Raw genomic sequence first — 13,606 nt, forward strand, 5'->3', positions numbered from 1 at the left:
GGGCGGCACCGGTGCCCCCCGGGACGCGGCACTCTGGGCCGCGGCCCTGGCCCGCCACTTCCCGGACCTGCTGGAGGAGTTGGCGCCCTCCGCGGGCAGCCGCCCGTCCACCGTCCGGCACGTCCCCGGAGCCGCCGAACGGGCGGCACGCGCCGCCCTCAGCCGTGCGGAACGCGAGGAGGCGCTGCGCAACGAGCAGCGCGGACTCGCCGTTCCCGGCCACTCGGCGGCGCCTGTGCGGCTCCACGTGTCGGACGCGCTGCGCGACATCAGCGACGGCGTCGTGGAACTGGAGGAGGCGCTTCTCGGCAGGATCGGGTCCGGCCGTCCGCGCCGCGCCCCGGTGCCGGAAAGGCTCTCCCGGATCACCGCACTCCTGGCGCACACCGCGGCGGACCCGACGCTCGCCCGGCACGCCCGCGACGAACTGCGCCGGATGGCCCGGCGATGCGCCCGGGCGCTGGGCGAGACGGAGACGATGGTCCGGCTGCCCGGGCGCTGCCCCTGGTGCGACTCCGTCTCCCTGCGCGCCTTCCCCGACCGCGACGCCGTGCTCTGCGTGAACCCGGGGTGCCGCTGCGGCGACGAGGCGTGCGACTGCACGACGGATCCGGCCTTCCGCCACCTCTGGGAGCGGGACGCCTGGCCGGCCCCGACGGCCGGCCGTGCGGCGGTCGCGGGACCGGCCTCCGCCCACCGGGCCGGAAACGGGGTCGAGGCTCAGTGACCTCCGTTCGGCACCCGTACGACACGCTCACCGGTGCCACCCTGCTGACCGGCGCCCTGGCCGCCCAGGAGGCGGGGGTGGTGCCCGCGACGATCAGGAAGTGGGTGCAGCTCGGCCATCTGCGGCCCGCCGGGCGGCAGGGCAGGAGCCACCTGTACCGGCTGGAGGACGTGTTCGCCGCCGAACGCGCCACCCGCCGCCGTACCGCCCCCGCGTCCGGGGCCGTCTCGGCACCGCACGGCTGACCGGGGGCCCGCACACCCGCTCACCGCTGCCGTACGCATCCGCGCCCCCGGTTCCCGCACAGGAAACCGGGGGCGCACGCATGTCCGGAGCCGTGCCGGGCACTCGCCCGCCCGCCGTGCTCGCGTACGGCGCGCGGGGCGCGCCCGTGGGCGCGGCGTGCGGGGCGTACCGAACGGCCGGCGCGGCGGGCGCGGACCCTCACCACTGCCTCGGCGCGGCGGGCACGGGCCGTACACGGCCGTGCGCGGCGGGGTCCGGGCAGCCGGGGCGGGGCCGAGCCTCAGGCGTGGGCCCGGGCGGCCCGGAGAGGCCGCACTCCGGCGGGTCTCACCGCCATCGCCTCCTGCCAGCCGCTGGAGAAACCGCGCAGTTCGGCCTCTCCGACGATCCGGGCTCCCACCTCTCCCACGACCGCGGCCAGGGTTCTGCCCACCTCTCCGGTATAACGGCCGGCTTCCGCCGACTCCACGGCCACCGTGACGGCGGCGGCCATGACGTCGGCAAGCCGCTCTCCCGGCTCCCCGGTCACCACGACTGCTCACCGCCGGAGACCGGCCTCCATCCGCTGTTCGTCGTCACGACTCACACCGTCCTCACGCCTGCGTCGGCCCATGCCATGTTCGATTCGATCGAATCTCTGTTCGAATCGGTTTTTCAGGGTAGCGCAGAACCGGGCACGGATGACTGGCATATGACGCCGCCCCGCACGTCCCCACCCCTCCCCGGCGCCTCGGCGTTCGAACGATCGAACGGGCCGCGGCCGACAAAGTTGGTTGCGCGCACGCAATCCATGGATCACTATGAGTGCAGCGGCGGAGCTGTGCCCACCTCCCTCCGGGGGCACGGCTCCGCCGCCGTCGTGTCCGGCGTGCGTACGGGCCGTACGCACGGACGTCCGTCCTCGGTCCGTACAGAGAAGGAGTGACACCATGCCCTCATCCGCGCCAGGGACGTTCCCGGACGTCCAGGCGATCGTCCGGGACCTGCTCAGGACCCGCCCGGAGCTGACGGACGCGTACGTCGACGACGCGCCACCGGCGGGTTTCGACGGGACGCAGAAGGCCGTACTGATCTCCCGCATGGGCGGCGCCTGGGTCGACGACCTGCACGTGGACCGCCCGCTGATCCAGCTCGAGGTCTACGGGCCGGAGAAGTCGGTGGCCCACACCCTGGCCAACGCGGCCCGCGCCGCCCTGCTGGCCGCGACCGGCACCGTCTTCGGCACCTCGTTCGTCAGCGAGGTGGCCGAGGAGGACGGCCCGCGCTGGCTGCCCGACTACATCTACGCGGGCGCCAACCGGTACATCTGCGTCCTCCGCTTCACCGTCCGCACGGACTGACGGCCCCGCGCCGCGCGACACCCCACGAACCAGGCCCCGCCGAACCGACTCGGCGGGGCCTTCGCCGTACCCGCCCCGGATACGGCGGCCCCCGATCGGGGGCACCACCCCTGGAAAGGAAGCCACCTTCATGGCTGGTAACAACTCGTCCGAGATCCGCATCGCCGGCACGGGCCGCATCCTCGTGGCGGCGGCCGGCACCCCGGCGCCGACCGCCTTCTCCAACGACCCGGCGGCCGACTGGGACAGCGCGGTGTGGCGCGACCTCGGCTACACGTCCACCGACGGCGTGACCTTCTCCAAGAAGGACAAGCTCGACCCGGTCGAGACGTGGCAGGCGGTCAGCCCGGCCCGCTTCATCTACGCGGACCGCGACCTGACGCTGAAGTTCGCCATGCTCCAGTTCAACGAGGACACTCTGCCGTTCTTCATGGGTGGCGACACGGTCTCGGAGGTGAACGCCACCGAGAACCCGGGCGTCTACTCCTACAGCGTGCCGGACGGCCCGCAGTTCGACGAGCGCGCCCTCGGCCTGGAGTTCCACGACGGCCTCGACGTCACCTACCGGTTCGTGATCCCGCGCGGCCAGGTCACCGCGACGGACGACATCAAGCTGGCCCGCAAGGCCGCCGCCTCGCTGGGCGTCACCTTCACGGCACTGTCCTCCGGCGAGACCCAGCCGCTGGCGACCTTCGTCATGAAGGACCCGGCGTACGCCAAGGCGTGACCCCCCGCCCCCGCCTCCGGGGGTGCACCTCCACGGGGCGCCGTGCTCCGGCCCGCCCGGCGTACCGGCGCCCTGTGGCTCCCGTACCGCACGACCCCGCACGTTCGCACGCACCGAAGCCCCGCCGTACCGCGACGCCCGACCGGGCCGTCGGCGCGGCCCCTTCTCGAAACGGAGACCCCATGGCCACCTTCGACGTGTCCGCAGCCCGCGCCCAGCGCATGGAGGCCCTCGGCCGCTCCTGGTCGTTCACCATCGACGGCGACACCTTCGAGCTGCCGACCGAGCTGACCCGTGTCACCGCCCGGGCACTGCGCGGCCTGGACGACAACGACGTCGACGGCCTGCTCGAACTCCTGCTGGGCAAGAAGCAGTTCGCCCGCTTCGAGCAGCTGGACGTCACCATGCAGGACATCGCCGCGATCCTTGAGGCGTACGGCAGGGAGACCGGGCTCGGCCTGGGGGAAGACTGAGCCTCGTCGCGTTCGCCGACGAACACGCCGAGGCTCTCGAAGCCGATCTGCTCCGGCACTACGGGGTGGATCTGCTCGACTGGCACCGGGGGCAGCTCTCCTCCCGCCGGCTCGCGATCCTGATCAAGCACCTTCCGCGGGACAGCGCCACCATCCGCGACACCGACGGCGAAGCCGCCGAATGGTCCGTCACCGACTACCTGCTCGCGGCGGTCGTGGACCATCTCGCCGCGGCCAACTGGATGTTCTCCGTCGTCAACGGCGACGGGGAGTCCGACCCTCCGGAACAGCCGGTACCGGTTCCGCGGCCGGGTGACGCGGACGAGCGTGACGACAAGGACGGCGGCACCGCGTCCGCCGACGCTCCGCGGACCGTCCCGGACCCTTCGGAGCTGGCCCGGTTCTTCGGGTGACCACGCCTCGCCGGCCGTCCCCGCCCCCACAGGGCGGCCGGTGGGACGGACACCCTCAGCTCGTCACCGCACCGATGCACCCCAGAACCAGCGACACGCACGCCACAGCCAGCAGAACGATGAGGAGGTTGCGCCTCCCCTTCACGTTCTCCGGCATACGGGAAACGAATTCGGCGCGCTTCGGATTATCCGGGTCGTAGATGATCTCCTGCGATCCGGAGGGCAGTGTGGTGAGACCGACCATCGGAATGCTGTGCAGCCCGCCGTCCTGTCCGTCGTATCCGTACCGCACGGTTGTCTTGCCGCCCTCGGGAACCGACCTGGACGCCTCCCATGCCCAAGTGCGCACACCCCTCTTTCGCAGCGGGGCCTGCCTGAGGTACGGAACTCCGAAGGAAATAAGAGCAAGAATCGCAACAGCGAAAATCACTCCGAAAACATTGAACACCACAGACCCTCCGGACTCTTTTTTTGTCGATGATGGCATGTTGTCACCGCCGTTGGCAACAGACCCCGGAACCGGGAACAAAGGGTCCGGCAAGCGACCGGACAGCCATCCACAAATGCCACTTACCGGAGCATTCTCGCTCGCATTCCGTACTCGCCCGTATGCCCATGGGCCAGGAAAGGCAGCTCGATGACGACCAACGAAGAACTTCTCACCAAAGACACGGAGATCCTTCAGGCAATCAAGGGCGTCAAGGACTCCATCCCGGGAACAGGTACGAACCGGCTGGCCACGGAGGAGTACATCGGCAAACAGATCGCCGAACTGAAGAAATCCTCCACAGGCGGCGGCGCCGCGGCCCCCGCCGCCGAGAAGAAGAGCGAGCCCGGCGCCTTCCAGACCCTCTTGCAGGGCCTGATACCCAAAGAGATCGTGGACAGCGTCAAGAGCCTCGTCACCGCCTCGTTCTCGATGACCACGGTCGTGACCCTGGGTCTCGCACTCGTGGGCGCCCTCGGAGTGAAGATCATCCAGTTCGATGTCGCGCTGAAAAATTTCCTGGAGAAAAAGGGAAAGAAGATCTCCACGACCAAGAGCGGGCTCCTGCCCAAGCTGGAGAGCACCGAGGTCACCCAGATGTCGGCCCCTGATACCGAATGGACCAATCGTTCGGTCGCCAGGATCGAAGCGGCGACGAAGAAGCTCGGCACCGCGATCGACGGGCTGCACACCAAGGTCGACGGGCTTCTCGCCGAGTTCGCCTGACCGCGCCGGTCCGCATCTCCTCCACATTCCGGCACCGCAAGCCGATCGGCCGGACAGGCCGATGAACGATCGGACATGGAATGGCGTTCACAGCCACACTCAAGAAGGCCGCGACCAGTCTTCGCGGTTTCAAGACCAATCTCGACCAGGCCGGCCGGGCGGCGGCCGGCCTCAAGCAGAGCACCCAGAGCGGCAACAGCGGGATCGCCGGCATCAAGTCCTCCTCCCAGAAGTCCGCCAAGGAGCTGAAGTCGCTCCAGCAGGCAGCGGACAAGGCCGGGAAGTCCCTCACCAAGGCGGGGAAGGCCGGTCAGACCGGCGGCAAGCAGATCGGCACCTTCCAATCCGGCGCGGCCAAGGCCGACAAGGGCATGAAGGGGCTCAACAAGTCGATGAAGGGCAACCTCATCGGCGTCCTGATGGCGTTGCTCGCTCCGCTGATCGCCAAGGTCGTGGACATGGCGATGCAGTCGAAGACGATGCAGAAGGTCCTCAAGACCGCCTTCGGCGTCATCAAGAGCGTGATCACCACGGTGATGAAGGCGGTCGGCCCGGTCATGAAGGCGGCCGGCAAGCTGATGAAGAGCGTGTGGAACGGGATCAAGACGGCGGTCTCGGTGGTCGTCAAGGCCGTCGCCACCGTCATCAAGACCTACTTCACCCTCTGGAAGACGATCATCACCACGGCCATGAACGCCGTGAAGAAGGTCATCAGCACCGTCTGGAACGGCATCAAGTCCGTCATCTCGCCGGTGGTCAACTGGATCAGGGGCGTGGTCCCCGCCGCGTTCACCGCCGTCAAGAACAAGCTGTCCAGCGCGTGGCACGGCCTGAAGTCCATCGCGAGCAACGCGTTCGGCGCCATCAAGAACGCGGTCAGGGGCCCGATCAACGCCGTGATCGGCCTGATCAACTCCGCGATCGGCAAGCTGAACCGCATCAAGGTCTCGGTGCCCGGCTGGGTGCCCGTCGTCGGCGGGAAGTCCTTCGGCATCCACCTGCCGACCATCCCCCGCCTCGCCCAGGGCGGCATCGTCCAGCCGCGCAACGGCGGGGTGCACACCATCGTCGCCGAGGCCGGTGAAGCCGAGGCGGTACTGCCGCTCTCCAAGCTCAGCCGGCTTCTGGGCCACACCACCCGGGCCGGCCAGGTCGGTACCGGCGCCGCGGCCACCGACGGCGGCTTCTACATCGAGCAGTACTACGAGGCGTCGAGCAGCAGCGTCCAGGACACCGCCACCGCGCTGCTGTTCCTCTCGAAGGCCCGGGGATGAAGCGCGTCCGCCGGGACCCGACGTCCGGTGGCGCCCGGCCCGCCGCCGCCCTGGACACCCTCCGCACCGCGGCACTCCGGACGGGCACCTCCGTCCAGGGCCTGCGGCGCGGGCTCGTCGGTGCCCGGGCCCCGCTCGGCAGAATGGCCACGCTGACGGCCACCACCGCACCCGCGCTCCGGCAGTTCCGCACGGCGGCGACACGCGCGGGCGGCTCCGTGCGCCGACTCGGCACCTCCACCGCAACCGCCGCCACCCGCGTCCGCGCCGGCGCCGGCCGGATCCGCGGCCCGGTCGGCGTCCTCGGCGCGCTCGTCGCCGGCGCCGGGGCCTTCGGGTCGATGACCGACCTGTTCGGCACGTACACCCCGGCGGTCACCAAGGCCATGACCGCCTTCGGTGTCGCCATGACCGTCGGCTCCGTCGTCATGACCGGGATCAACACGGCCATGAAGGCGAACCCGCTCGGCTTCGTCCTCGGGATCGTCACCCCGCTGGTCGCCCTGCTCATCGACTACGCGATGAACTCCGCCACCGGCCAGAAGGTGATCCAGCAGGTTTCCGGTCCGCGCTGGACATGTTCCGCGCCGTCCTGGAGTTCATGGTTCCGGTCATCAAGGGCTGGGCGAAGACCGTGTCCAAGGTGTTCGACGGGGTGCGCAGGACCGTCGGCGCCGTCCTGAAGAGCATCGGCTCCGGGCTCAGGTCCGGCTTCGAGGGCGCGCGGAGCACCGTCTCCTCGGCCACCCGTGCGGTCACCTCGATCGTCAGGGGCGCCTGGAACGGTTTCAGGGGCGTCATCCAGCCGACGCTCAACTGGCTGACGAAGACGCTCCCCTCGGCCTTCACCCGGGTGCGCGACGCCCTGTCGAAGTCCCTGCACGGCATGGGCACCTTCATGTCCACCGGCATCCAGACCGTCGCCGGTGTCATCACCGGCCCCGTCAAGGGTCTGATCGCCTTCGCCAACTGGATCATCGACGGGCTCAACCACCTGAGCTTCAGCTTCTTCGGCAAGAAGTTCGGTGTGCACCTGTCGAAGGTCCCGCAGCTCGCCGAGGGCGGTGTCGTGCTGCCGGCCGCCGTGCCCGGAGCCTCCTCCGTACAGCCGCTCTCGCAGCTCGGCCGCTACCTCCCCGCGCCGTCCGGCGCCTCCGCCACCACCGGGCCCGCCTTCTTCGCAGGCCGCCCCGGGGTCCGGGTGTACGAGGAGCGGGAGGGCAGCAGCCCGCTGACCGTCGCGAACGACCTGCTCTTCCTGTACCGCACCGCGGCCTGACCCCGGTCCGTACGTCGCGTCCGCCAGGATCCGACGCCGCCCGCACGGTGCCCCCGCCCGTACGCCAAGCCCCGAAGCGAGGTGACGGCCCGACATGGCCGATACCGTCTCCACCCTCCCGAACCCCCTCTCCGACGACACCGACCCCGGCTCACTGATCACCCGCGACGGCCAGATCCAGTGGGGCGACCTCCTCATGGGCGCCGGGACGCCCTACCCGGTCGACCGCAGCGGTGTCACCGGCTGGGAAGACCTGCCCGAGCTGGACCTCGGTGACGTGCTCCGGCCGGACCAGCACGGCTCCTGGCCCGGCGACCGCTGGGCGCAGCCCCGGCTCGTCGGGGCGACCGTCTGGCTCGCCCCGCCGGCCGGGACCGATCCGCTCGCCACCGCCACCGCGTTCCGCGCCGCCACCGGCCCCGACGGCCGCGAACGCTGGCTCGCCGTCCGGCTGCTGGGCGAGACCCTCGCGGTCCGGGCCAGGGTCAGCCGGCGCGTCGTCCCGCAGGACCGCTCCTACGCCCTCCAGGGATTCGCCAAGGTCAGCATCCAGTGGACGGCCACCGACCCGCGCCGCTACGGCACCGTCCACCACGAGGCGATCACCGGACTGCCGGTCAGCGAGTCCGGGATGACCTGGAACGACGACGCCGGGTCCGGACTGGTGTGGCCGCTGAGCTGGGGGTCGAACGGTGCCGCCGGCTCGATCACGGCGGTCAACCGCGGGGGCGCGGCCGTACGTCCCGTGGTCGAGTTCCGGGGACCGGTGCAGCGCCCCTCGCTGACCCGGCTCTCCGACGGCCGCCAGCTCCAGTACGCCCTGGCCCTGGGCGCCGGGGACATCCTCTCGGTCGACACCGAGGCCGGCACGGTGCTGCTCAACGACACCGCGTCCCGCATCTACACCGCCACCCCGGACTCGACGCCCGAGCAGCTGTTCCAGCTCGAACCGGGAACCACCGACCTGGCCTTCCGCTCGGACGACGTCACCGCGTCCCCGGACGCCTCCGTCACCGTCCGCTGGCGCGACGGGCACTGGTGACCGGCCTCCGGCCCCGCTCCGCAGACCGCAGCCCCGCCAAGAAGAACGACCCCGCAGACCCCTCCAGGAGGACCTCATGCCCGTGCGCAGCGCATGGCTCGTCAACCGCACCGACGCCGAGTCCGGCCAGTCCCGCGCCGACACCCGGCTCGCCCCGACCGGCACCATGGTCCCGACGAGCGGGCTCGCCAGCCGCAGCGGCATCATCCCGGGCTCGCCCGACGGCAAGTCCCTGATGTCGGCGTTCTACGTCTTCAGCTCCACCGCCGGCATGACGGCGACGATCGCCCCCGGCCGTGCCGTCGTCCAGGGCAGCGAGGCCGCCGGGGCCTACCCGGTCGTCCTCACCGACTACACCACCGTGGTCCTCGCCGACGGCGACGCCAACAACCCGCGCGTCGACCTGCTCGTCCTGCGGATCTACGACGCCCAGGTCGACAAGTCCGGCCGCACCGAAGCCGTCCTGGAAGTGGTCCAGGGCGCTCCCGAAGGCAACCCGCAGGTCCCGCAGACCCCGCCCGCCTCCCTCCCGCTGGCGACCGTGCAGGTCCCGGCCGGGGCCTCGGTCGGCACCGGCGGCATCGCCTGGGCGTCCGCCGTCGCCAATCTGCGCACCAGCACCGTCGCGGCCGGCGGCATTCTGCCGCTGTACGGCAACACCAACGAGCCCGGCGCCTACCCGGGCCAGTACCGCGACATCGGCACCCAGCTCCAGCGCTGGGACGGCGGCAACTGGGTCGGATACCCGGACCAGATCGGCGGCATCGCCCCGACCGGCCGGCTCGCCACCGGCGGATACGTCGGCCAGTACCGGGACAACAACGGCCGCCTGGAGCGCTGGAGCGGCACCGCCTGGGTCCTCGCGATGCCGAGCCCGGCGTTCTCGTACAACAACGACGGCGGCTACTGCACGATCACCACCTGGTCGGAGACGCTCACCGGCACCAACGGGCCGACGATCACCACCACGTTCACCGCTCCGGTGTCCGGCAGCGTCCTCGTCCACCTCGGCTTCCAGGGGCAGCCGTCGGTGGAGGGCGGCTGGGGCCGGATGTCCGCCAACATCCGGAAGAACGGCGTCCTGGTCACCGGTCTCGGCGCCGACGAGACCCGGTCGGCCATCGACACCGGCCGGGGCAACCAGTCCGTGAGCACGGTCTTCCCGGTCACCGGCCTCCAGGCCGGCGCCCAGTACACCGCCGTCTCCGCGTACTCCTCCAGCGCCACGACCAACAACCACTGGTTCGACAACCGGTTCATCCGCGTCGACCCGATGCTCTGAGGAGGGCCGCGTGACGAGTTCCCCCCGTACGGCGTACACCCCGCTCACCCCCGTCTACCGGGCGGTCTTCTGCGACCTGCGCACCGATCAGGTGGTGGACGTGCTGCCGCTGACGGAGACCAGGTTCGACGACTACATCGGCAAGTCGGGGTCCCTGTCCGCGACGGTCCCGCTGCCCGACGCCGCCCTGGCCCGCCGCGCCAGGGCGGCACTGGTACCCGGCCGCACCGCGGTGTGGCTGGAGCGCGACGGCGACATCTGGTGGGGCGGGGTGCTGTGGACCTGCACCCCCGCCAGTGACGAACGCGGCCGCCTGCAGGCGCAGTTCCAGGCGGGCACCTTCGACTCGTACCTGGACCACCGCATCCTGGCGGAGGACGTCTCCTACACGGCGCTCGACCAGTTCGAGATCGCGCGGCTGCTCGTCGCGCACGCCCAGGAGCAGCCCGGCGGCGACATCGGAATCCAGCTCGGCAACGAGATGTCCGGCGTGGCGCGGGACTGCGCCTTCGCCTACTCCTCGCTGTCCCGGGTCAGGGAGCTGCTGGACCAGCTGGCGCGGCTGGACAACGGGTTCGAGTGGCGGGTGCACTGCTACCGGGACGCCGAGGGCGGGCGCGCCAAGCGGCTCCAGCTCGGGCACCCGCTGATCGCCGCCGGTGCCTCCGACCTCGTCCTGGACCACCCGGGCCAGGTCGTCACCTACAGCCTGCCGGCCGACTCCACCGTGCAGGCCGACGTGTGGGTGGCGCGCGGCGATTCGCCCAACAGCGATCAGGCGGAGGAGTCGCAGCCGCTCACCGTCTCCGTCGAGTCGCCCGAGGACCTCGCGGCCGGCTGGCCCCGGCTGGAGTCCACCTCGGACCACAGCGGGGTCACCGACGCGACGACGCTGCGGTCCCTGGCCGGTGCCGAGCTGGCCCGCCAGCGCATGCCGGAGGTGATCCCGGAGATCACCGTCCGGCTGGACGGCCGGATCACACCGGCGCTGCTCGGTGCCCACATCCGGCTGCGGCTGCGCGACCTGTGGCATCAGGAGCCGCAGGACGAGCAGTACCGGATCGTCGGCATCGCGGTGGAGCCGCCACAGCGCAGCAAGGCCGAGACGGCGACCCTCTATCTGGAAGGGGTGTAGGGCATGGCCCCCGTTCCCATCGATCTCCTCGACCGCGTCCGGGAGATCGAGCGCCGCATCCGCGGACTGATGGCGAGCGCCAACAGCAGTCCGGCGATGAACCAGGTCGACAGCGGCGACGTCGTCGTCGGCGACCGGGGCCGCATCCGCGCCAGGACCTCGCACGGCGAGGACCTGCTGCTGGTCGGCCGGGTGCAGCCGGACCGCGACAGCGCCGCCAAGGCGTACCAGCAGGGCCTGGAGCTCCGGCGCGACGACGGTTCGCTGGCCCTGTCCCTGATCACGGCGGACCCGGTGAACTCCCCGGTACAGGCGTTGCGCGTCCTCGACCACCGAGGCGACACCGTCCTCGCGACCGACGCGTCCCGCGGCGGCATGGCCCGCCCCTACCTGCCGTTCCCGACCCCCGCACCGGTGAGCAGAGCGACCTGGGAGTCCACCGGCTCGACCGGCTGGACCACGCTCTACGCGGGCCCGGGCTTCGCCCAGCACCCCAAGGTGTACTGCGTGCTGGCGGTCTCCGGGACCGTGGGGGCGGCCGTCCGGCTGCTCGTCAACGGCACCGTGGTCGGTGCGGAGCAGACCCTGACCGGTACCGCGGGGCAGACGGCCGATCTCACCGTGACCCTGGTGGAGGACCTGCCGGCGTCCTTCGGCGACACGGTGGCCTTCGAGATCCAGGCCAAGGTCGCGGCCGCCGGCGACACCGTCGCCTGCCTGCCACGCGGACTGTACGGCGTGCAGTCCTGACCCGGGCGCGCCCGACAGCCGGCCCGCCGGCCCACCGCACAGCCCCCGGGGGGGGTGTACCCCCCCCGGGGGCTGTGTGCGCGCATCACCTCCGCGTCCCCGGGCCCGGCCCCCGCCCCGAGGGCTGTGCGCACCGGCACGCCCCCCTTCCCGACACCTGCCAGAGACCGGAGTTCCCGTGCTGCCCGAATCCATCCCGACCGTCCGGGTCACCGCCCAGTACCTCTCGCTCGACGGCCGCCCTCTCAGCGGCAACGTCCAGTTCCAGCCACCGGCGCTGCTCACCCACTCCGACGCCGACCTCTTCGTCGGCGGCCCCACCTCGGCCTCACTCGACTCCGAGGGCCGGATCACCGTCACGCTCCCGGCCACCGACACCGAGGGCTGGAACCCGTTCGGCTGGACGTACACCGTCACCGAGCGCATTGTCGGCGTCGGCCGCAACCGCACCTACCGCATCGCCCTGCCGGCCTCCGTGACGGAGATCGACCTCGCCGACATCGCCCCCGCCGACCCGGCCGGTACCCAGTACGTGGCCGTGCCCGGCCCCGCGGGGCCGCAGGGCGAGCCGGGGCCGCAGGGCCCCTCGGGCCCGGTGCGCTCGGTCAACGGATACTCCGAGTCGGACATCGTCCTGGCGGCTGCCGACATCGGCGCCGTCGCCACCTCCGCCGCCGGCCGGGCCGGCGGGGTCGCCCAGCTCGACGCCGAGGGCAGGGTGCCCCGCGCACAACTGCCGGACGGCACCGGCGAAGGCGTCACCTCGGTCAACGGACAGACCGGGGCCGTCACCCTGGCCGCGGCCGACCTGGGCGCCCTCACCCCGGCCTCTGCCGACACCCGGTACCTGGCCATCGGTGCCGCGCCCGTCACCTCCGTCAACGGGCAGACCGGCGCCATCACCCTGACGTCGGGCGATCTCGGGGCGGTCTCCGCCGATCAGGCCGTCCTGCTCAGCGGCGACCAGACCATCGCCGGGGCCAAGGCGTTCTCCACCGTTCCCACCGTCGCCGCCGATCCGGTCGACGCCAACCAGCTGGTGCGCCGCTCGTACGTGGACACGGTGGCTTCCTCCGGTACCTGGACGCCGGCCTCGCTCGGGTTCAAGGCGTGGGCGTTCGACCCGGCGGCGTCCTCGGTGACCAACCCGCAGTACTGCATCAACGGCACCGTCTACCTCATCGGCGTACCCCTGACCAGCGAGGCGACCATCAGGAACGTCGTCTTCTACGTGCCCGGTTTCGCGGGGGGCGGTCTCGCCGCCACCTCGTACGCCGGTCTCTACACCAGCGACGGGGCGCAGGTCGGGGTCACCGGCACCCTCGACAAGCTGATCACCAAGACCGAGGGCACCACCTTCGTCCTGAAGCTGACCACGGCCTACGCCGCCGACGCGGGGAACTACTGGGTGGCGCTGCTGATCAACGGCCCCGACCCGAAGAGCAACGGCCCCGCCTTCATGGTGGGCGCGAGCGTCGGCAACAGGCCGGGCGGCAGCGCGCGGATGCCCGGCGCCTTCGTCCGGCACGCCCGGCTCGCCGCCACCGGCCTGACCTCGCTGCCCGGCTCGTTCACCCCGTCGACCATCGTCGCGGACGCCAACGCCATCTGGGCCGCCGTCTCCTGACCCCCCTGGCCGGCCGGTGCGTGTCCCCCGCGCGTCGGCCGGCCCGCCACCCCCTCACCCCACCCTCCGAAGGAGCAA

17 protein-coding genes are annotated in these 13,606 nt (G+C 71.5%); 15 read left to right on the top strand and 2 right to left on the bottom strand.

What is annotated here, in order from left to right:
• Positions 1 to 727: hypothetical protein (locus tag ACN6LM_RS16705; protein WP_445066151.1), on the top strand; the 727-nt coding region annotated here is incomplete at its 5' end.
• Positions 724 to 972, top strand: a complete 249-nt coding sequence (locus ACN6LM_RS16710) for a hypothetical protein (RefSeq protein ID WP_445066152.1) — start codon at positions 724 to 726, stop codon at positions 970 to 972. The genes ACN6LM_RS16705 and ACN6LM_RS16710, both read left to right, overlap by 4 nt.
• 281 nt (positions 973 to 1,253) lie before the next feature.
• On the opposite strand, the gene ACN6LM_RS16715 is transcribed toward ACN6LM_RS16710, so the two are convergent.
• A complete protein-coding gene (locus tag ACN6LM_RS16715) occupies positions 1,254 to 1,505 on the bottom strand; it encodes a hypothetical protein (RefSeq protein ID WP_164398862.1) in 252 nt (83 codons plus the stop codon).
• Positions 1,506 to 1,902: 397 nt separating this feature from the next.
• On the opposite strand from ACN6LM_RS16715, the gene ACN6LM_RS16720 reads away from it, so the two are divergent.
• The 4 genes from ACN6LM_RS16720 to ACN6LM_RS16735 all read left to right on the top strand — a co-directional run bounded on the left by ACN6LM_RS16720 (position 1,903) and on the right by ACN6LM_RS16735 (position 3,926).
• Entirely contained in the window at positions 1,903 to 2,313 is a 411-nt protein-coding gene (locus ACN6LM_RS16720; protein WP_445066153.1) for a hypothetical protein, read from the top strand.
• 130 nt (positions 2,314 to 2,443) lie between these two features.
• Complete coding sequence (locus ACN6LM_RS16725) at positions 2,444 to 3,040, top strand: phage tail tube protein (RefSeq protein WP_445066154.1); 597 nt, start codon at positions 2,444 to 2,446, stop codon at positions 3,038 to 3,040.
• Positions 3,041 to 3,222: 182 nt separating this feature from the next.
• Entirely contained in the window at positions 3,223 to 3,513 is a 291-nt protein-coding gene (locus ACN6LM_RS16730; protein ID WP_445066155.1) for a hypothetical protein, read from the top strand.
• 65 nt (positions 3,514 to 3,578) lie between these two features.
• On the top strand, positions 3,579 to 3,926 hold the full coding sequence (locus ACN6LM_RS16735; RefSeq protein ID WP_445066156.1) for a hypothetical protein: 348 nt from the start codon (positions 3,579 to 3,581) through the stop codon (positions 3,924 to 3,926).
• 55 nt (positions 3,927 to 3,981) lie between these two features.
• Here the strand turns inward: ACN6LM_RS16735 and ACN6LM_RS16740 are convergent, their stop codons facing one another.
• Entirely contained in the window at positions 3,982 to 4,377 is a 396-nt protein-coding gene (locus tag ACN6LM_RS16740; protein ID WP_445066157.1) for a hypothetical protein, read from the bottom strand.
• A 186-nt stretch (positions 4,378 to 4,563) separates the two neighbouring features.
• On the opposite strand from ACN6LM_RS16740, the gene ACN6LM_RS16745 reads away from it, so the two are divergent.
• The 9 genes from ACN6LM_RS16745 (at position 4,564) to ACN6LM_RS16785 (ending at position 13,528) form a co-directional block, all read left to right on the top strand.
• Positions 4,564 to 5,139, top strand: coding sequence for a hypothetical protein (locus ACN6LM_RS16745; protein ID WP_445066158.1), 576 nt, complete (start codon positions 4,564 to 4,566; stop codon positions 5,137 to 5,139).
• Between the two features lie 80 nt (positions 5,140 to 5,219).
• Entirely contained in the window at positions 5,220 to 6,413 is a 1,194-nt protein-coding gene (locus ACN6LM_RS16750) for a phage tail protein (RefSeq protein WP_445066159.1), read from the top strand.
• Complete coding sequence (locus ACN6LM_RS16755; protein ID WP_445066160.1) at positions 6,410 to 7,096, top strand: hypothetical protein; 687 nt, start codon at positions 6,410 to 6,412, stop codon at positions 7,094 to 7,096. The genes ACN6LM_RS16750 and ACN6LM_RS16755 overlap by 4 nt, the downstream gene beginning before the upstream one ends.
• Entirely contained in the window at positions 6,991 to 7,692 is a 702-nt protein-coding gene (locus ACN6LM_RS16760) for a hypothetical protein (protein WP_445066161.1), read from the top strand. The genes ACN6LM_RS16755 and ACN6LM_RS16760 overlap by 106 nt, the downstream gene beginning before the upstream one ends.
• Before the next feature lie 94 nt (positions 7,693 to 7,786).
• On the top strand, positions 7,787 to 8,734 hold the full coding sequence (locus ACN6LM_RS16765) for a phage distal tail protein (RefSeq protein ID WP_445066162.1): 948 nt from the start codon (positions 7,787 to 7,789) through the stop codon (positions 8,732 to 8,734).
• A gap of 76 nt (positions 8,735 to 8,810) precedes the next feature.
• Positions 8,811 to 10,016 (top strand): hypothetical protein, encoded by a 1,206-nt coding sequence (locus tag ACN6LM_RS16770; protein WP_445066163.1) that lies wholly within the window; start codon positions 8,811 to 8,813, stop codon positions 10,014 to 10,016.
• Between the two features lie 10 nt (positions 10,017 to 10,026).
• Entirely contained in the window at positions 10,027 to 11,151 is a 1,125-nt protein-coding gene (locus ACN6LM_RS16775) for a hypothetical protein (RefSeq protein WP_445066164.1), read from the top strand.
• A gap of 3 nt (positions 11,152 to 11,154) precedes the next feature.
• Complete coding sequence (locus ACN6LM_RS16780) at positions 11,155 to 11,901, top strand: hypothetical protein (protein ID WP_445066165.1); 747 nt, start codon at positions 11,155 to 11,157, stop codon at positions 11,899 to 11,901.
• 178 nt (positions 11,902 to 12,079) lie between these two features.
• Entirely contained in the window at positions 12,080 to 13,528 is a 1,449-nt protein-coding gene (locus ACN6LM_RS16785; RefSeq protein ID WP_445066166.1) for a phage tail protein, read from the top strand.
• Positions 13,529 to 13,606: the final 78 nt, after the last annotated feature.

This window comes from Streptomyces sp. SAS_281 (assembly GCF_052542855.1).

Bases quoted from the DNA above. Each gene is read 5' to 3' on its own strand.
- ACN6LM_RS16745 (WP_445066158.1), top strand. From the start codon at position 4,564: ATGACGACCAACGAAGAACTTCTCACCAAAGACACGGAGATCCTTCAG.
- ACN6LM_RS16725 (WP_445066154.1), top strand. From the start codon at position 2,444: ATGGCTGGTAACAACTCGTCCGAGATCCGCATCGCCGGCACGGGCCGC.
- ACN6LM_RS16755 (WP_445066160.1), top strand. From the start codon at position 6,410: ATGAAGCGCGTCCGCCGGGACCCGACGTCCGGTGGCGCCCGGCCCGCC.
- ACN6LM_RS16720 (WP_445066153.1), top strand. From the start codon at position 1,903: ATGCCCTCATCCGCGCCAGGGACGTTCCCGGACGTCCAGGCGATCGTC.
- ACN6LM_RS16730 (WP_445066155.1), top strand. From the start codon at position 3,223: ATGGCCACCTTCGACGTGTCCGCAGCCCGCGCCCAGCGCATGGAGGCC.
- ACN6LM_RS16780 (WP_445066165.1), top strand. From the start codon at position 11,155: ATGGCCCCCGTTCCCATCGATCTCCTCGACCGCGTCCGGGAGATCGAG.
- ACN6LM_RS16750 (WP_445066159.1), top strand. From the start codon at position 5,220: ATGGCGTTCACAGCCACACTCAAGAAGGCCGCGACCAGTCTTCGCGGT.
- ACN6LM_RS16770 (WP_445066163.1), top strand. From the start codon at position 8,811: ATGCCCGTGCGCAGCGCATGGCTCGTCAACCGCACCGACGCCGAGTCC.
- ACN6LM_RS16765 (WP_445066162.1), top strand. From the start codon at position 7,787: ATGGCCGATACCGTCTCCACCCTCCCGAACCCCCTCTCCGACGACACC.
- ACN6LM_RS16760 (WP_445066161.1), top strand. From the start codon at position 6,991: ATGTTCCGCGCCGTCCTGGAGTTCATGGTTCCGGTCATCAAGGGCTGG.